This is a genomic window from Amycolatopsis sp. FDAARGOS 1241 (genome assembly GCF_016889705.1).
Taxonomy (GTDB): Bacteria; Actinomycetota; Actinomycetes; order Mycobacteriales; family Pseudonocardiaceae; genus Amycolatopsis.
Genome location: NZ_CP069526.1, coordinates 7,291,291 through 7,309,810, shown reverse-complemented (window position 1 = coordinate 7,309,810; position 18,520 = coordinate 7,291,291). Strand labels below are relative to the sequence as shown.

13 protein-coding genes and 1 pseudogene are annotated in these 18,520 nt (G+C 70.3%); 9 read left to right on the top strand and 5 right to left on the bottom strand.

The features are described 5' to 3' along the window. The first annotated feature begins 6 nt into the window (after positions 1–6). A complete protein-coding gene (gene ilvC / locus I6J71_RS35555) occupies positions 7–1,020 on the top strand; it encodes a ketol-acid reductoisomerase (RefSeq protein ID WP_204090858.1) in 1,014 nt (337 codons plus the stop codon). A gap of 83 nt (positions 1,021–1,103) precedes the next feature. Beyond that, the gene (locus tag I6J71_RS35550) at positions 1,104–1,379 is read left to right on the top strand and encodes a DUF397 domain-containing protein (RefSeq protein ID WP_204090857.1); all 276 of its coding nucleotides are present in this window, start codon (positions 1,104–1,106) and stop codon (positions 1,377–1,379) included. 68 nt (positions 1,380–1,447) lie between these two features. Here I6J71_RS35550 and I6J71_RS35545 read toward each other — a convergent pair whose 3' ends face one another. The 3 genes and pseudogenes from I6J71_RS35545 to I6J71_RS49245 form a co-directional block, all read right to left on the bottom strand. Beyond that, entirely contained in the window at positions 1,448–2,347 is a 900-nt protein-coding gene (locus tag I6J71_RS35545) for a nuclear transport factor 2 family protein (RefSeq protein ID WP_204090856.1), read from the bottom strand. A gap of 61 nt (positions 2,348–2,408) precedes the next feature. After that, complete coding sequence (locus tag I6J71_RS49250) at positions 2,409–3,068, bottom strand: ankyrin repeat domain-containing protein (protein ID WP_239155517.1); 660 nt, start codon at positions 3,066–3,068, stop codon at positions 2,409–2,411. Between the two features lie 58 nt (positions 3,069–3,126). Further along, positions 3,127–3,252, bottom strand: a pseudogene (locus I6J71_RS49245) (ankyrin repeat domain-containing protein); the annotation flags it as partial. 1,026 nt (positions 3,253–4,278) lie between these two features. Between I6J71_RS49245 and serA the strand changes: the two are divergent. From serA to I6J71_RS35515, 5 genes are all read left to right on the top strand, one after another. Continuing rightward, a complete protein-coding gene (serA, locus tag I6J71_RS35535; RefSeq protein ID WP_204090855.1) occupies positions 4,279–5,877 on the top strand; it encodes a phosphoglycerate dehydrogenase in 1,599 nt (532 codons plus the stop codon). A gap of 269 nt (positions 5,878–6,146) precedes the next feature. Then, positions 6,147–9,488, top strand: a complete 3,342-nt coding sequence (locus tag I6J71_RS35530) for a S8 family serine peptidase (RefSeq protein WP_204090854.1) — start codon at positions 6,147–6,149, stop codon at positions 9,486–9,488. A gap of 292 nt (positions 9,489–9,780) precedes the next feature. Continuing rightward, on the top strand, positions 9,781–10,821 hold the full coding sequence (locus I6J71_RS35525; protein ID WP_204090853.1) for a 3-isopropylmalate dehydrogenase: 1,041 nt from the start codon (positions 9,781–9,783) through the stop codon (positions 10,819–10,821). 1,460 nt (positions 10,822–12,281) lie between these two features. Continuing rightward, positions 12,282–13,904, top strand: a complete 1,623-nt coding sequence (cimA, locus tag I6J71_RS35520; protein WP_204090852.1) for a citramalate synthase — start codon at positions 12,282–12,284, stop codon at positions 13,902–13,904. Positions 13,905–14,383: 479 nt separating this feature from the next. Beyond that, a complete protein-coding gene (locus I6J71_RS35515) occupies positions 14,384–15,154 on the top strand; it encodes a fumarylacetoacetate hydrolase family protein (protein ID WP_204090851.1) in 771 nt (256 codons plus the stop codon). On the opposite strand, the gene I6J71_RS35510 is transcribed toward I6J71_RS35515, so the two are convergent. Next, positions 15,105–16,100, bottom strand: coding sequence for an alpha/beta fold hydrolase (locus I6J71_RS35510; RefSeq protein ID WP_204090850.1), 996 nt, complete (start codon positions 16,098–16,100; stop codon positions 15,105–15,107). The two genes, I6J71_RS35515 and I6J71_RS35510, sit on opposite strands and share 50 nt — an antisense overlap. 143 nt (positions 16,101–16,243) lie before the next feature. On the opposite strand from I6J71_RS35510, the gene I6J71_RS35505 reads away from it, so the two are divergent. Both I6J71_RS35505 and I6J71_RS35500 read left to right on the top strand, forming a co-directional pair. Continuing rightward, positions 16,244–16,738 (top strand): RNA polymerase sigma factor, encoded by a 495-nt coding sequence (locus I6J71_RS35505; protein ID WP_204090849.1) that lies wholly within the window; start codon positions 16,244–16,246, stop codon positions 16,736–16,738. Continuing rightward, positions 16,735–17,193 (top strand): hypothetical protein, encoded by a 459-nt coding sequence (locus I6J71_RS35500; protein ID WP_204090848.1) that lies wholly within the window; start codon positions 16,735–16,737, stop codon positions 17,191–17,193. The genes I6J71_RS35505 and I6J71_RS35500 overlap by 4 nt, the downstream gene beginning before the upstream one ends. Before the next feature lie 3 nt (positions 17,194–17,196). On the opposite strand, the gene I6J71_RS35495 is transcribed toward I6J71_RS35500, so the two are convergent. Further along, the gene (locus tag I6J71_RS35495; protein ID WP_204090847.1) at positions 17,197–18,438 is read right to left on the bottom strand and encodes an FAD-dependent oxidoreductase; all 1,242 of its coding nucleotides are present in this window, start codon (positions 18,436–18,438) and stop codon (positions 17,197–17,199) included. Between the last annotated feature and the right edge of the window lie 82 nt (positions 18,439–18,520).

Below are 18,520 nucleotides of genomic sequence, written 5' to 3'. Positions count from 1 at the left end.
ACCCCCATGGCAGTGGAAATCTTCTACGACGACGACGCCGACCTGTCGATCATCCAGGGTCGCAAGGTCGCCGTGATCGGCTACGGCAGCCAGGGCCACGCCCACTCGCTGAGCCTCCGCGACTCCGGCGTCGACGTCCGCATCGGCCTGCCGGAGGGTTCGAAGTCCCGGGCCAAGGCCGAGGAGCAGGGCCTGCGCGTGCTGTCGGTCGCCGAGGCGGCCGAAGAGGCCGACCTCATCATGATCCTGGCGCCGGACACGAAGCAGCGCTTCATCTACGCCGACGACATCGCGCCGCACCTCAAGGACGGCGACGCGATCTTCTTCGGGCACGGCTTCAACATCCGCTACGACCTGATCAAGCCGCCGGGCAACGTCGACGTCGCCATGGTCGCCCCGAAGGGCCCGGGCCACCTCGTCCGCCGCCAATTCGTGGACGGCAAGGGCGTGCCCTGCCTGATCGCGGTCGAGCAGGACGCCACCGGCAGCGCCCAGGCGCTCGCGCTCTCCTACGCCGCCGCCATCGGTGGCGCCCGCGCGGGTGTCATCAAGACGACCTTCACCGAGGAGACCGAGACCGACCTCTTCGGCGAGCAGGCCGTGCTCTGCGGCGGCACGTCGGCGTTGGTGCAGACCGGCTTCGAGGTGCTCACCGAGGCCGGCTACGCCCCGGAGATCGCCTACTTCGAGGTGCTGCACGAGCTGAAGCTGATCGTCGACCTGATGTACGAGGGCGGCATCGCGCGTCAGCGGTACTCGATCTCCGACACCGCCGAGTACGGCGACCTCACCCGCGGCCCGCGCGTGATCTCGCCTGCGGTCAAGGAGGAGATGAAGAAGATCCTGGGCGAGATCCAGGACGGCACCTTCGCCCGCGAGTGGGTCGCCGAGGACGAGGCCGGACGCCCGAACTTCACCAAGCTCGAGGAGCAGGGCAACCAGCACCCGATCGAGCAGACCGGCAAGAAGCTGCGTGCTCTCATGTCGTGGGTGGACCGCCCGATCACCGAGACCGCCTGAGTGCCGTGATCTCCCGAAGGCCCCTTCGCCGCGCGCCGGTGAGGGGGCCTTCGGCGTTCCCGCGCGATCGTTACGCTGGGGCCATGAGTGATCAGCCCGTCGACGACAAGGCGCACATCCGGCACGAGCTCGACCTGTCCGCCGCCGCCTGGATCCGCGCCGAGCCCGCGGGCGTCACGCTCGAAGACTGCGTGGAGTACGCGTTCGTGCCGCACACCGACGGAGTCACGTACGTCGCGATGCGCCAGTCGGCCAAGCCGGACGGCGTGGTGCTCGTGTTCACGCCTTCGGAGTGGGACGCTTTCGTGAAGGGCGTCCGCGACGGCGAGTTCGACCTGCCCGACGATCTCGGCGCCTAGCCGGTCACGGCCACAAGAACTCGAGCATTTGCCGGGCCGGGTCCGGCGTCGCCAGGATTCCTGGAGTCCTACGCAGCCGAGACGCTCGCGACCAGCTCCGGCAACCGCCCCGCCGCGGCGGCCAGTGCCGGGTGGTCGCCGTAGTCGCGGGACTCGACGATGAGCCCGTTGCGCACGCGCAGCACGAAGATGTTGTTGACGCGCAACGGCGTGCCGTCGCCGAGCTCGCCCTCGTAGGCGAACTCGCCGATGAGCACCTCGGGGTCCGTGCTCTGGTGCGCCACGAGATCGGTCGCCTGCAGGTTGATGCCGATCTTGCCCGCCACCTCGAAGTGGTCGCGCAGGTCCGCGCGGGACCGCAGCACGGGGGAGCCGGGCAGGAACGGGTGGCGGACGTCCGTCTGCTCGGCGTACAGCTCGGGCAGCTCGGCCCAGCGGCGGTCGGAAACGCCGAAGCACAGGCGCTGGAACACGCCGAGCGGACTCATCCGGTCGCCGAGCTGCGCCGGGCGCGGATTGGCGGAACCGGGTTCGTGGGCCGGGACCTGGGCGTAGGCGCCGGCGAGCCCTTCGGCCGCGCCCTGCACGGCGGCCAGGCGCAGGTAGTCGTGGTAGTCGCGGCTGTGGACGATGTGGGCGTCGCGCACGCGCAGGACCTGGATGTTGGGCACTTCGCCGGTCTTGCCGGTGCTCCTCGACTCGGCCGTGTAGGCGTACTCGGCGACGATCACCTCGGGGTCGGTGGTCTCGTGCACGACGACGTCGTGGCTCTTCACCCGGAACGCGGTCGCCAGCGCGCCGACGAACCGGTCGTGCACCGCGGCGCGGCCTTCGAGCTTTGTCGGGCGCGGGATCGCGGTGGGGTGCTCGACGACGGCGTTCTCGGCGTAGAGCTGGGAAAGGTCGTCGAACCGGCCGTCGGAGATGCCTTCGGAGAGCCGGTCGAAGACCTCGCGGGGTGTGGTCATGGCGTCCTCCCAGTCGTGAAACGGAGTCCGTAGTCCGTCTCGTGTCGGGCCACGATACGGACTACGGACTCCGCTTGTCTACCGGGCTACCGGGCTCGCGCCAAGAGTTCGCGCGCCGCCGGGCTGTCGCACGCCTCGGCCCAGCCCTCGGGCGTGGAGTGCCACTGGCCGTCGCGCGCGTCGCGGTCGGCACCGGCGCGGCGATGAGCACCTCGAGCACGTCGAGGTGGTTGTTCTGGGCGGCCAGGTGCAGTGCCGTGATGCCGACGCCGTGCTTCGGCCCGCCGAACGTGCCGACACGGTTGACGTCCGCGCCCAGCTCCAGCAGCGTCCGCACGGCCGTGACCTTGCCCTGCGCCGCGGCCCAGCTGAGCGCGGTGCCGCGGTAGACGTCGGCGTCGAGGTTCGCGCCGCGCGCCGCGAGCGTGCGCAGGGCTTCGGTGCGGTCGTTGCGCGCGGCCCAGCTGAGCGCCTCGTCGCGGATGCGGCCGGGTCGCCGGACGGGCGCCAGAACGGGAAACCGCTGTGGGCCGGTAGAACTCGCGATGCGCGCCCGCCGCCGGCGCGAGTGTCCCGTTCGGACGGACGAGCTCGTCGAGCAGCTCCGCGTCCCCGAGGCCCGCGGCGACGCGGAGGTTGCGCGGGGCTTTCCCGTGCCGCGCCAGCTTTTCCGCCACCGTCCGGTTGCCCCAGAACAACGCAACCACAAGCGGGGTCCCACCGTCGCCACGGGCCGCGACGTCGAGTGGTGCGCCGGCGTCGAGCAGGAGGTCGGTGAGCAGCGGGAGGTTGCTGTAGGCCGCCTGGTGCAACGGTGTCCAGCCGTGTGCGTTGCCGCGTGCGGGATCGGCGCCACGCGCCAAAAGCACGCGCGAGAGGCGTTCGTCGCACGTCGCGCCGGCCATGCCGAGCAGGTCGTTGCCGTTGGTGCCGACGGCGTGCGCGAGTTCGGGGAACTCGTCCACGAGCCCCGCCGGCCCGTCGACGTCCCGCGCCTCCACCAGCCGGTACGCCCGCGCGAACGGTTCCCCGCTCCCGGTCAGCGTCTTGACGTGCTCGCGCAACCCCCGCCACGACGTGAACCCGTGCTCCCGCGCGACGACCGTGCGCGCGCCCCCGCGCGTCAACGGCTGCCGGTGCCGGTCGAACGCGGCGCGCGCGCTCGGCGTCCCGTCGTCGGCGGAGGCGAGCAGTCCCAGGGCGCGCTCGCTGTAGTAGTCGATGTCGGCGTGGTAGGCGTGCTGCGCGCCCTCCAGGCTGCGGCGCACGTACGCCTGCAACTTCGGCCAGCTGGGAAATCCGTGCTCACGGGCGATCCGGAACTGCGCCTCGGACAGTTCGACCGATTCGGCGCGCGCCAGGTCCTTCGCGCGTTTGCGCACCTGGCCGAGATCGAGTTTCGCGGGCAGAGCAGCCATGGAGGGTCCTTCCTTCCCTCGGTTCGCCCGTGGTCCACCGGCACCGGCAGGGAAGAAGGCGCGCACTCGGCACTCACTTCGGGGGTGGGCTCAGCCCTTTCCGCGGACAGGACGCGGCCCTCACCGCGCCCCGCCACTCTACCCCGCCTGGCCCTCCTGTCCGCGTGACAACTACGGCCCCGTTCAGTCCTTTTGTCCCATCGACCACTCGGGCACCAGACATCGCATCTCATCTGGTGGAACACCCAAAACATCTGATCGCGCCGGACCGGTCGCGGACCGGGCGGTTGGCGCTTCCGTTGCGGCGAGCGGCAATCCGCCGCCCGGGCCCGCCGGACACCCCCGCGACCCTGACCGGCACCGGGACCGCGTTTTCCCCGGATTACGAGCGAGTTAACAACGCGGGCAGCACCGGGGCCGCCAACCGGGCTAAACTCCCGCGCATCCGGGCACAATGGCGTGCGCCGCAGCAGAGCGTCCTCGATTTCGTGACCAGATAGTGGGAGCCGCATCGTGACCAACCCCAGCAAACCCGTCGTCCTCATCGCGGAGAAGCTCGCTCCTTCCGTGCTGAGTGTGTTCGGTGACGAGGTAGAGGTCCGGCATGTGGACGGCACGGACCGTCCCGCGCTGCTCGAGGCGGTGAAGAGCGCCGACGCGCTCTTGGTGCGATCCGCCACGAAGGTCGACGCCGAGGTGCTCGGGGCGACCACCCAGCTCAAGGTCGTCGCCCGCGCCGGTGTCGGGCTGGACAACGTCGAGGTGCCCGCCGCCACCGAGCGCGGTGTCCTGGTGGTCAACGCCCCGACATCCAACATCGTCTCGGCCGCGGAGCACGCCGTGGCCCTGCTGCTCTCGGTCGCCCGCCGCGTGCCGGCCGCCGACCAGAGCCTGCGCGGCGGCGAGTGGAAGCGCAGCTCGTTCTCGGGTGTCGAGCTCAACGGCAAGACCGTCGGTGTCGTCGGCCTCGGCAAGATCGGCCAGCTGTTCAGCCAGCGCCTCGCCGCGTTCGGCACGAAGCTGATCGCGTACGACCCCTACGTCTCGGCCGCCCGCGCCGCCCAGCTCGGCATCGAGCTCGTGCCGCTCGACGAGCTGCTCGCCCGCGCCGACGCGATCTCCATCCACCTGCCCAAGACGCCGGAGACCAAGGGTCTCATCGACGCCGAGGCGCTCAAGAAGACCAAGCAGGGCGTGATCATCGTCAACGCCGCCCGCGGTGGGCTCGTCGACGAGGACGCGCTGGCCGACGCCATCCGCAGCGGCCACGTCGGCGGTGCCGGCATCGACGTGTTCGTCACGGAGCCCACCACGGCGAGCCCGCTGTTCGAGCTGGCGAACGTCGTGGTCACCCCGCACCTCGGCGCGTCGACCTCCGAGGCCCAGGACCGCGCGGGCACCGACGTCGCGCGTTCCGTGCTGCTGGCGCTGCGCGGTGACTTCGTGCCGGACGCGGTGAACGTCTCGGGCGGCGGTTCCGTCGGCGAGCACGTGCGCCCGTACCTCGCGCTGACCCAGAAGCTGGGGCGGGTGCTCACGGCGCTGAGCCCGAAGGCACCGACCTCGGTGACCGTCGAGGTCAAGGGCGAGCTGTCCAGTGAGGACACTTCGGTGCTGCAGCTCGCGGCGCTGCGCGGCGTGTTCTCCGGGGTGGTCGACGACCAGGTCACCTTCGTCAACGCGCCGCGGCTCGCCGAGGAGCTGGGCGTGCAGGTGGAACTCGTCAGCGAGACCGAGAGCCCGAAGTTCCGCAGCCAGGTCACGGTGCGCGCGGTCCACGCGGACGGCGCGACGCTGACGGTGTCCGGTTCGGTCACCGGCAAGGACGAGGTCGAGAAGCTCGTCGAGGTCAACGGCCGCCACTTCGACCTGCGGGCCGAGGGCAACGTGCTGCTGCTCGAATACCCGGACCGCCCGGGCGTGATGGGCCGCGTCGGCACGCTGCTCGGTGAGGCGGGCATCAACATCGAGGCCGCGCAGATCAGCCAGACCACCGACGGCTCCGACGCCGTGATGCTGCTGCGCGTCGACCGCCACGTGGACGGCAACGTCCTCGAGCCGATCGGTGCCACCGTGGGGGCGCACGTCATCCGCTCGGTGGACTTCAACTAGTCCCGCTCGTTTCTCGAAAGCCCCTTTCCCGTCGTCCGGCGGGGAAGGGGCTTTCCTTTGCAGCGGTTCGCCCAGACCGGCAACATTCGCATAACGGAGCTTTTTCGGCACGAAAGTAGGTGTTTCGGGCAGCTAGGTTCTGTGCCGCGAGGCAGAACCACGCGCCGTGAGAGCACGGCGCGGCGCCCGGGCTCACCTGTCGGGGGTGGTGTGCGGGAGCGACCGGGCAGGTTCGTGATCCAGGCCTCGAGCGAAGGGGTTGGATAGTCATGAGCAGATCCCGGTTACCCGGGTGGGCTGCCCGTTCGACGGCCGCGGTGTCAGCGCTGGTGCTGGCCGCGGCCATCACAACGGCTTCGGGCGCGTCCGCGCAGGACACGCCGCTCGCCGACCCGGTCGCGCCGGCGAAGGTCGGCGCCGCGGGGTTGCAGGGCAAGATCTCGCCGCGGCTGAGCGCCGCGCGGGGCCAGATCACCGCGTTCGTGGAGCTGGCGAAGAAGCCGGCCGTCGACGCGTTCAACGCCGAGCAGGGCAAGGGTGCCGGCAAGGAGAAAGCCAAGCAGGCCGCGCGTGCCGCGAAGGCCGACGTGGCCGCCGCCGTGAATTCGGTCGTCGGGCAGCTGAAGAAGGCCGACGCAGGCACGAAGCTGGTCACGCAGACGGCGAACGCCGTCGCCGGGGCCGTGGTCACCGCCGACGCGGCGGAGATCCGCGAACTCGCGAAGCGGCCGGACGTCGTTTCGGTGCGCACGGTCGTGCCGAAGACCAAGACCAACGCCAGCGCCGCGGAGCTGACCAACACGCTCGCGAGCTGGCAGCAGACCGGCAAGTTCGGTGACGGCATCCGCGTCGGCGTGATCGACGACGGCATCGACTACACCCACGCCGACTTCGGCGGCCCCGGCACGCCGGCGGCCTACCAGTCGGTGGACCGGACCAAGCCGTCGCCGCTGTTCCCGAACGCCAAGGTCATCGGCGGTACGGACCTCGTCGGCGACGACTACGACTCCGCGGGCCAGACCGGCTCGCCGACGCCGAAGCCGGACCCCAACCCCATCGGGTGCGGCGAGCACGGCACGCACGTGGCCGGCACCATCGCGGGCTTCGGCGTGAACGCCGACGGCACCACGTTCACCGGCGACTACAAGAAGCTGAACAAGACCAAGCTCGACGCCATGAAGATCGGCCCGGGCACGGCGCCGAAGGCGCTGTTGTACGCCATCAAGGTCTTCGGCTGCACGGGGTCCACGAACGTCACGTCGCAGGCGCTGGACTGGGCGCTCGACCCCGACGGCGACGGCGACTTCACCGATCACCTCGACATCGTCAACCTGTCGCTGGGCAGTGACTTCGGCGCGCCCGACGACCCGGACTCGCTGTTCGTGCGCAAGCTCGCGCAGAACGGCGTCCTGCCGGTCATCGCGGCGGGCAACGGCGGCGACCTCAACGACGTGGCGGGCTCGCCGGGCAACACGCCCGAGGCGCTCACCGTCGCCAGCAGCCGCGACGCCGGTGAGCTGAAGGACGCGCTCGAGGTCACCGCGCCGATCCAGGGCCAGCAGCCGGGCCAGTACAGCCAGGACTACACCGGCTACGACACGCTCGACCTGACCGCGCCCGTCGTGCCGATCTCCGCCGCCAACAGCGCGGGCTGCGCCGCGTTCTCCGCCGAGGACAAGGCGAAGGTCGCGGGCAAGATCGCGTGGCTGGAGTGGGACGACAACGACGCCACCCGCGCCTGCGGTTCGGCCGCGCGCGCCAACAACGCGCAGGCCGCGGGCGCCAAGGGCGTGCTGCTCTCGTCCACTTTGGAGCACCCCGCCGCCGGCATCGCGGGCAACGCGGGTGTGCCGATGTTCCAGCTCACGGGCAAGGCGACGACCGCGGTGCGGCCAGGCCTGACCGCGGGCACGCTGACCGTCCGCCTCTTCGGCACCGGTCGAGCCAGCTTGCAGACCACCGACAAGTCCATCGTGGACACCCCGAGCTCGTTCACCTCGCGCGGTGGGCGCGGCCCGGCGGTGAAGCCGGACGTCGCCGCGCCCGGTGACACGATCACCTCGGCCTTCCGCGGCAGCGGCAACGGCAGACTGTCCATCTCGGGTACGTCGATGGCCACCCCGCACACCGCGGGCATCACGGCGCTGGTCCGCCAGACGCACCCGGACTGGAACGTCGAAGAGGTCAAGGCCGACGTCGTCGGTTCGGCCGCGCACGACATCTCCGACGGCGCGGGCCACACCTATGCGCCGCAGCGGGTGGGCGCCGGTCGCATCGATGCCAAGGCCGCTCTGGACAACCAGGTCCTCGCGTACGTGCAGGACGACCCGGGCGCCGTCAGCGTGACCTTCGGCGACGTCGAGGTGGCCGGGCCCGTCACGCTGTCGAAGACGATCAAGGTCGTCAACAAGGGCGTGAAGCCGGTGGAGTACTCGGTCGGCTACGAAGCTGTGAACTCGCTGCCCGGTGTGCAGTACTCGGTGAACAAGAGCTCGCTGAAGCTCAACCCGCGCGGGGTCGCGACGGTGAAGGTGACGCTGCGGATCGCCGACCCGAAGGCGCTGCGCAAGGTCATGGACCCGACGATGGAGGCCGCGCAGGCCGGCCTCGCCCGCCAGTTCCTGGCCGACGCGTCGGGCCGCGTCGCGTTCACCCCGAAGGACGGCGCCACGGTGCCGCTGCGGGTGGCCGTGTACTCGGCGCCGAAACCGGTCGCGGCCATCACGACGCCGGGTTCGCTGCGCTTCGGCGACCGGCAGAACCAGGCTGTGCTCAACCTCGGCGGCAAGGGCCTCGACCAGGGCAGCGGTGCGCAGCGCTACCGCTCGCTGATCAGCGTCCTGGAGCTGCAGGCGGAATCGCCGCAGCTGCCCGAGTGCGAGGCGGGCGTCACGACCGACTGCACCCTGAACGAAACGGCCGAGGGCGGCGACCTGCGCTACATCGGTGCGGCGTCGACGGCTCCGCTGGCGAAGCAGCACGGTGACGCCGAGAACGCGATGCTCGCGTTCGGTCTCACCACGTGGGGCGACTTCGCGAACATCGGCAGCAACACCATCCCGTTCGTGGACATCGACACGACGGGCGACGGCAAGCCGGACTTCGAGACCTTCGTGACGAAGGCGACGGACACGGACGTGCTGCTGTCGGCCACGGTGTCGCTGACGCAGTCGGGCAACCCGACGGTCGACCTGCAGGCGGTCAACGGGCAGCTGGGCGACGTGGACACCAACGCGTTCGACACCAACGTGCTGGTGCTGCCCGTCAGCATCGCCGCGCTGGGCATCGACCCGAACGCCGCGTCGCACCGGATCAGCTACACGGTCGGTACGGCGGGGTACTACGTCGCGCCGGGCACCACCGACGGGCTGATCGACTTCGTCGGCACGCCGTTGTCGTTCGACGCGCTGAACCCGGCGTTCTCGGTGCAGGGCGGCGGCGACGCGGCCCTGGCACACGTCGCGAAGCCGGGCACGGCGCTGGTCGTCACCCGCAATCCGGCTGCTGCCGCCGGTGACAAGGCGAAGGGCCTGCTGGCGATCGAGCACCACAACGCGGCCGGCTCGCGGGCCGGTGTGGTGCGGGTGGAGTCGGCCGTCACGCGGCCGTAGCGGCATCCTCGTCACCCGGCCAGGCGGGGTGACGAGATCCTCCGTTCGGGGCACGCCCGGTTCGCCGGCGGGCCCGCCCGAATGGTGGGAAAAGGGGGCTTTCCGGGGTGCTCCTGCCCGGGAAGCCCCCTTTGTCATTCACCCGTTCAGGTGTCTCACCCTGCGGGAGGATGCGGCATAAGGGTGGTGCGGCTACGGCGTCTTGTCTACGGCCGGTAACCTTCCGCTGCTGGCGTTTTCTTGCGGATGGGCCATCGGTGCGTTCGGTGGCCTGGTCTACGGAGGTGTGTGGATGCGGCTCGCGGTGATCCCAGGTGACGGGATCGGGCCCGAGGTGGTCTCCGAGGCGCTCAAGGTGCTCGGTGAAGTAGCACCGGCGGCGGAGATCACGAACTACGACCTCGGTGCCGCGAGGTGGCACTCGACGGGAGAGCTGCTCCCGGAGTCGGTGCTCGGCGAGCTCCGCCAGCACGACGCGATCCTGCTCGGCGCGGTCGGCGACCCGACGGTGCCGAGCGGCATCCTGGAGCGCGGCCTGCTGCTGCGCCTGCGCTTCGAGCTCGACCACCACGTCAACCTGCGGCCGGCGCGGCTCTACCCGGGTGTGCGCGGCCCGCTCGCCGACCCCGGTGAGGTCGACATGGTCGTGGTGCGTGAAGGCACCGAAGGCCCGTACACGAACAACGGTGGCCTGCTGCGCAAGGACACCGAGCACGAGGTCGCGACCGAGGTCAGCGTCAACACCGCGTTCGGCATCCGCCGCGTCGTGGCCGACGCGTTCAACCGCGCCGAGGAGCGGCCTCGCAAGCACCTGACCCTGGTGCACAAGACCAACGTGCTGGAGTACGCCGGGTCGCTGTGGTCGCGCATCGTCGAGGAGGCCTCGCTCGAGCACCCCGACGTGACCGTCGCGTACTCCCACGTGGACGCCGCGACCATCCACCTGGTCACCGACCCGTCCCGCTTCGACGTGATCGTCACCGACAACCTGTTCGGCGACATCCTCACCGACCTGGCGGCCGCCGTGACCGGCGGCATCGGCCTCGCGGCCAGCGGCAACCTCGACATCACGCGCCGCAACCCGAGCATGTTCGAGCCGGTCCACGGCAGCGCCCCCGACATCGCCGGCCAGGGTCTCGCCGACCCGACCGCCGCCGTGCTGTCCGTGTCGCTGCTGCTCGACCACCTCGGCCAGAAGGAAGCGGCCCGCCGCATCGAGGCCTCGGTGGCCTTCGACCTCGCCACGCGCGACCAGGCGTCCCCCGGCACGACCCAGGCCATCGGCGACCGGCTCGCCGCGCTCGTCTCGTCGAACGTCCGCACAGCCGGCTGAGGTATTCCGGACCCCACCGCGGAGCCGGTCGAACTCCGGCCCTGATCCGCAACGGTCGGCCCGCCGTCTGTGTTCGCAGACCGCGGGCCGACCTGGCATTGTCGGTGGCTCAGTTCCACCGTCTGCCTTTCCCGCCCTGGCCCGTCGCGGCCTGCGGGACCTCGCTCTCTCCGACGGCTGCCGTCCTCCTGTGCGGACCGCTGAACCGACGGGCCCGCCCGTCGCATTCTGCGGGGGTCGGCACCGTTCTCGCTCCTGCCCTGCGGGATCTCCCTTTCCGCAGGCAGCTGATGCCGTTCTTCGCGGGTCGCTGACTGAGGGTCTGCCCGTCGTGTTCTGCGGGGGTCGGCACCGTTTTCGCTCCTGCCCTGCGGGATCTTCCTTCTCGGAGGCGGCTGTTGTCGTTCTTCGCGGGTCGCTGACTGAGGGTCTGCCCGTCGTGTTCTGCGGGGGTCGGCACCGTTTTCGCTCCTGGCCTGCGGGATCTTCCTTCTCGGAGGCAGCTGATGCCATTCTGCGTGGATTCCTCAACCGATGCGGTCCCACCGGCGGCTGCCCCTCCGGCGGAGACCTGCCCCGGAAACCGGCGGTGCCGTGCCTCTGGCCGGGGGCCGCGGGTTCCGCGCCGCCGCGGCGCTCGCGCGGTCGTCCGATCGGCGTCGTTCTCGTACTGGCGCTCGGACCCCACGCCAGCGACAAGTCGACAACGCTCGCGTCCCGCGTGTCACACAGGTATCCGCCCGGCCGCAGCTGTTGTGTTCGGCCGGCTCGAGTCCGCGGAGGACAGTCCTAGCGACCACACTCACCGCACCACGAGGTCGAGCGTCCACAGGAGACAGTTTCGCTGCGCCGTCGGCTACCCGTAGACGGTCACCACCCTCGGTCAGTCGCTCACCGTGGCGAGGCCGTCGCTGCAGCGACGACTGCTTCACCTAGCTGATGTTCGCCCTCAGCCCGGACCGCCGGATGATGGGCTCATTAGTCTACAGTGGATCGTACGGACTCTTCCGCCATGCCCCGGGTGACTTGCGGCTCTGGCATCGCCGACGTGGCCTCGAGTTTCCCGGATGGCAGGCGAGCGCTACGCAGCCTTCTTGCCGATTCGGCGTCGGTCGCCGCTTCGGCGCGGTGGCCTGGACCCAGGATGGTTGGCGTCGTGCGGCAGTCCACCCGGTGATCGCCGTCCGGCGGCAACGATGGCGCATCGTGTCGGCCGGGCACTGGGCGCGGTTTGCCCGTCCACCTCGCGGATCACCTTCCAGGAAGTGAGACGCGCCGCCCGGGGCTTGGAACCCGCGGGCAGCTGTGGCATCATGCAAACCATGACCGCCCTGTCGATCATTATCGCCGAGCGCGCCGGATAGACGCTCCACAAGAGCTTCCGGCGCGCAACCTCTCGCACCCATGCGGGAGGTTTTTTTGTTGCCAGAAACAGCTTTGCCCCGCCACAAGGAGACACCGTGACCCGCACGGAGCCCGCCGACACCCCGCTCGGTGACGCCTTCCACCTCTACGACACGACCCTGCGCGACGGCGCCCAGCGCGAAGGCATCACGTACTCCGTCACCGACAAGCTCGCCGTCGCGCGGCTGCTCGACGAGCTCGGCGTGGGCTTCATCGAAGGCGGCTGGCCCGGTGCGCTCCCGAAGGACACCGAGTTCTTCGCCCGCGCCGCGAAGGGCGAGTTGCAGCTCAATCACGCTGCGCTCGTGGCGTTCGGGTCCACGCGGAAGGCGGGCACCCGCGCGTCGGAGGATCCGCAGGTCCGCGCGCTCGTCGACTCCGAGGCTCCGGTCGTCACCCTCGTGGCGAAGAGCGACCTGCGCCACATCGAACGCGCGCTGCGCGTCGACGTCGACGAGGCCTGCGCCATGGTCCGCGACACCGTCGCGTTCCTGACCGGCGAGGGCCGCCGCGTCTTCCTCGACGCCGAACACTTCTTCGACGGGTATGCGTTTTCGCCCGAAACGTCGTTGCGAGTACTCGACGCCGCCGCCCGTGCAGGCGCCGACGTCCTCGTGCTGTGCGACACCAACGGCGGTCAGCTGCCGCTCGGCCTCGCGGAAACTGTTCGCGAGGTCGGGGACAAGACCGGGTTCCGCTTGGGAATCCACTGCCAGGACGACACTTCCTGCGCCGTCGCAAACTCCATCGCCGCGGTGCAGGCCGGCGCGACGCACGTCCAGTGCACCGCGAACGGTTACGGGGAGCGGGCCGGCAACGCCGACCTGTTCGCCGTGACGGGAAATCTCGTGACCAAGCTCGGAATGGAGGTCCTCCCGAGCGGAGGGACCGCCGAGCTCACCCGCGTCTCCCATGCCCTTGCCGAAATCGCGAACCTCGCGCCCGACACCCACCAGGCCTACGTCGGGTCATCGGCCTTCGCCCACAAGGCGGGCCTGCACGCGAGCGCGATCAAGGTGGATCCGTTGTTGTACAACCACATCGATCCGTCTTCCGTCGGCAACGGCATGCGGGTACTGGTCACCGAGATGGCCGGCAGGGCCAGCCTCGAGCTCAAGGGACGTGAACTCGGGGTCGACCTTGCCGGCCGGCCCGAAGCCCTGACGAACGCAGTGCAGAAGGTGAAGGACCTCGAAGCCGAAGGCTGGTCGTTCGAAGCCGCCGACGCTTCCCTGGAACTGTTGCTGCGCCGAGAAGTCGAAGATGTGTCGGGCGAGGAGCCCGTGACGCCGCCCTTCCGCCTCGAGTCCTACCGCGTCGTCCTCGACCACCGCCAAGACGGCGAAGTCGTCTCCGAAGCGACGGTCAAGGTCCACGTGAGCGGCCACCGCGTCATCGCCACCGCCGAAGGCAACGGCCCGGTGCACGCCCTTGACGCCGCTCTGCGCGACGCGCTCAGCCCCCACCTGTCCTGGTTGGACTCCGTGGAGCTGTCGGACTACAAGGTACGCATCCTGCCCTCCAACCCCGGCACCCACGCCGTCACTCGCGTCCTCCTCGAATCCAGCGACGGCGAACGCGAGTGGGCCACGGTCGGCGTCCACGGCAATATCGTGGAAGCCAGCTGGATGGCCATGTGCGATGCCCTCGTCCACAAGAGCCTCACCGCCTGCGGCTGACGACACGGTGTTCCCTGCCTTACCGAGCGCCTCTCGATTCGCGGCTGAGCTCCCCACCGCATGCCGGATCTTCCGGTGAGTCGCGGCTGACTGCCGAGCCTCCTCGCTCGACCACGCGGTGGTTTCTCGGTCGCGCGACGGAGTCTCGCGCCGCAGCACGTCAGGCAGCGCACGGTAAGCGGCTCTTCATCGGCTCCCTCCTTTCCTGGGTTCGTCTCGGGCGCGCGGTGGGCTCGGCGGTGTGGTGAACGGGTGCGGCAGCGGAACGGGTGCTGTCTCGAAAGGTCCGCCCACCGCCTTGTCGAAGTCGAGGACAACAGCCGAAAAGCCGGGCGAACGAGCCACTCGTGCCGCTGCCGGCCGACGATCCGCAGGTCGAGGCCGGAGCCAACGGCCCGTTCGCTCCGCGGCAGCGCGTCGGGACCGTTCGCGCTGCCAGGGGCGAGCGCCGACGACGTGGCGTACGTAGACTGACCTCCGTGCGTCTAGCTCGTATTGCTCATCCCAGTGGTGTCGCGTTCGCTTCGATCGAGGGCGAGGGCGACGACGCCCAGGTGCTCGAGATCGCCGAGCACCCGTTCGGCCGGCCGAACTTCACCGGCAAGCGGTGGCCGCTCGCCGACGTCCGCCTGCTCGCGCCGATCCTGCCGTCGAAGGTCATCGCTGTCGGCCGGAACTACGCGAAGCACGCGGCCGAGTTCGGCAATGAGGTGCCGGCGGCGCCGATGCTGTTCATCAAGCCGTCCACAACGGTCATCGGGCCCAACGTGCCGATCCGCCGCCCGCGCGGCGTCGGCCGCATCGACTTCGAAGGCGAGCTCGCGATCGTCATCGGCCAGCCGGTGCGGAACGTGTCGGCCGACCGCGCCACGAGCGCGATCCTCGGCTACACCGTGGCCAACGACGTGAGCGCCCGCGACCTCCAGAAGTCCGACGGCCAGTGGGGCCGCGCGAAGGGCTTCGACACGTTCTGCCCGCTCGGCCCGTGGATCGAGACGGCGGTCGACCCGGCCGACCTCGCGCTGCGCAGCGAGGTCGACGGCGAGATCAAGCAGGACGGCCGCACGTCCGACCTCGTGCACAAGGTGCCGGAACTCGTCGAGTTCGTCTCCGGTGTCATGACGCTCCTGCCCGGCGACATCATCCTCACCGGCACGCCCGAGGGCGTCGGCCCGATCGTCGACGGCCAGTCCGTGTCGATCACCATCGAAGGCATCGGCACCCTGACCAACCCGGTCCAGGACGTCTGATCCCGCACTGGTCCCGAGGCCCGCCGGTCCCCTCGCCGAGGAACGCCGGCGGGCCTCGGTCGTCACTGGGCCGGGTGACCGACGTCACGGAGTCTCGGCGACTTCGCAGGCTTAAAGCAGCCGCGACCACCACATCGGGCCGTTGCTCGGGAATGAGGTGCCCGCAGCCGTCGAGGATGCGGACGCGGAGATCGGCTGCCGGGGGAGTGGCTCCGGCCGGAAGCGCCGGCGGGATGACGATGTCGTGGCGGCCGAGCAGTATCTCCGTGGGCACGGTGAGCGGGCCGGGGTGACACCGCAGCCGCGGGATGTCGTGCGTGACGAAGCGCCAGTTGAGGGCTTGACCCGCGCGGGCGTGGGCGGGCAGCCGGCTGTCGGCGACGAACTCCTCGAGCGCGTCCGCCGACGTGGTTCCCCAGCGGCGCAGGAGGAACCGCGTCAGCGCCGGCCAGTGGCGCAGCATCGCGGGACCCAGCAAGGGAATCTCCCACAACGCGGTGTACCAGAACCGCCAGGCTTGCGTGCGCAGCGCCCGCCGCGCCGGCCACGGGTGCGTCATGTTCAGGGCGAGGTGTGTGGCGACGCGGTCGGGCGCGCGGAGGGACAGGAAGAACGCAGCCCACGCGCCCCAGCCGTGGGAGACCACGTCGACGCGCTCCAAGCCGAGTGCGTCGAGCAGGTGCAGCAGGTCGTCGACCCGAGTGGTGGTGTCGTAGCCCGTCCGGGGTGCGTCCGACCAGCCCGCGCCACGGAAGTCGGGCGCGAACACGCGGCGGTCGGCTGCGAGGCCCGGAATCACGTTGCGCCAGGTGTACCAGTGCTGCGGAAAGCTGTGCAGCAGTACGACCGGGGAGCCGTCACCGGCTACGGCGACGTGGAGGCGGACGTCGCCGGCTTCGGCGAAGCGGTGGGTCACGCCGGGGACTTCGGGCAGTGGGCGGGTCATGGTGCCCTCCTTTCTCTCTTTTGCTCTTGAAGAGGGGCGGACAGCGCCGGACGTTCCCTCGAAAAACCTGAAAATTCCGTGGAACCTTTCGCCGTCGACGCTCCTCTTTCAGAGCGAAAGACCACCCCGACCGAGGAGCCGCATTGTCCGAACCCGACGAGCTGGTGCGCGCCGCCCAGCGTGGCGACGCGCTCGCCATGCAGGAGCTGCTCGGCGTGCTCACGCCGTACGTCGGCCGGTTGTGCGGCCCGATCGCGCTCGACGACGGCCCGGACGCGACCCAGGAAGCACTGATCGCGGTGTTCCGGAACCTGCGGCAGCTGACCGAACCCGCGGCGCTGTACGGCTGGGTGCGCGCCATCGCCGTCCGCGAGGCGGTGCGCGTGGCACGCCGCTCGAAACGTGCCGTGCCCGGGTTGCCGCTCGACCTGCCGGAACCTGGTGATCCCGCGCTCGCCGTCGACGTCCGCGACGTCCTCGATCGGCTCAGCCCGGAGCACCGCGCGATTCTGGTGCTGCGCGATCTGGAAGGTCTGGACGAGCGGACCGTCGGGGAACTGCTGAAAGTACCGGCGGGCACGGTGAAATCGCGGCTTTCCCGCGCGCGGCAGAGTTTTCGAAAGGAGTGGTCGCGATGATCTGGCCCACGGCGGACCTCGACGCGGTCGCCCGCCTGCGCGTCCTCGCGGCGGCGCTGCCCGGTGCTTTCGTCGAAGAGGCGGAGGTCGAGGCGCCGTTCGCCTCGGTGTGGGACGTCGCGGCGGACCTCGAGCACGAGCTGCCGCAGATCGCCCGCAACATCCGTTCCCTGCGCTCGGTTTCGGCCGACGGTCCGCGCTTCGAGGTCGACATCGTGGGGCACTTCGGGCTGCACGAGCGGTTCGAGGTGGTGCTCGAACCGGGCTGGTGCGTCATGCAGAGCCGCCGGGTGGTCGGCGGAATGGCCGCGGCGCCCGCGGCGAACGGCGGCACCCGGTTCGCGTTCCTCGGTGCGCTCAGGGGTCCCTTCGCGAAAGCCGTGTCGCCGCTGGGTCGCCCGATCGGCCGTGGCCTCGTCTCGCGGCTGCGCAAACGCGTCGAGGCCAAGCGATGAAAGCTACTTCTTCGTGGCGGGTTCCATCGCTCTGCGCGCGAAGCCCGGGGCGTGCTCGGGCCGGAAACCCACGCCCAGCAGGCGGCCGGGCACGTACGCGAGCTTCGGAAACCTCGTGAACAAAGCGATCATCTGCTCCGGCGGGCCTTCGCGGCGACCACTCATGACCGGGCGCATGACGGTGCGGTGCAAGAGCTGCTGCAGTTTCTGCACGGCGATCGTCGGGAGGAGGCGGCGGCTACGGACCTTGGCGAGGTCGTCGGGTGTGGGGCGGCCGCGCAGCAGCGGGTCGGCCAGGATCGTCGCGGCGGCGACGGCGTCCTGCACGGCGAGGTTGATGCCGACCCCGCCGACGGGCGACATGGCGTGGGCCGCGTCACCGATGCACAGGAGGCCGTCGACGTGCCAGCGATGGAGCCGGTTGAGGCGGACGTCGAGGAACTTCACGTCGTCCATGGTTTGCAGTTCGTCGACGCGGTCGGCGAATTCGGGACAGATGTCGACGACGCTGCGGCGGAATTCCTCGATGCCGGCGGCACGAAGATCGTCGCCCTTGGGGGCGAGGTAGGCGATTTGGAAGTAGCCCGTGCGGGGGAGGGGCACGGCGAAGCGCCGGTGGCGCATGCGCGGCGTGAGCATCGCGCCCGCTTCGCCGTCGTGGCGGGAAAGGCGGAACCACCAGACGTCGAACGGGCAGTCGAACTCCCGCGGCTCGAGCCCGGCGGCACGGCGCGCGAGGGACCAGCGTCCGTCGCCAGCGATGACGAGGTCGGCTTCGAGGTCGCCTTCGGTGCCGTCGGCGGCGCGGTAGTGCACGCCCGTGACGTGGTTGCCCGAGCGGAGCAGGCCGGTCATCTCCGTCTCGAGGCGGAGCGTGAAGGTCGGCTCCTTCTGCGCTGATTCGGCCAGCAAGTCGAGGAAGTCCCACTGCGGCACCATCGCGACGTACGGGTGTGGAACGTTCAACAGCTTCATGTCGGCGATCTTCAGGAGACCGCCGTCTTCGGTCGGGAAGCCGACGTCGGTGAGCTCGCTGTGCGGGATGGCGTCGAACTTGTCGCCGAGGCCGAGCTCGTCGAGGAGCGTGAGCGTGGACGGGTGCACGGTGTCGCCACGGAAGTCGCGGAGGAAATCGGGGTGCTTCTCGAGCACCGTCACCTCGACGCCGGCCCGCGCGAGGATCAGCCCGGCGACCATGCCCGCAGGTCCACCGCCGACGATCACACACCGCGTGCGTTCGGCCATCTGACTCAGCTCCCTTTTCATCGAGCGTTGAATAACACCAGCATGCACCCCGGAGTCCGTGGCGTCAAGCGGGCCGGCACGT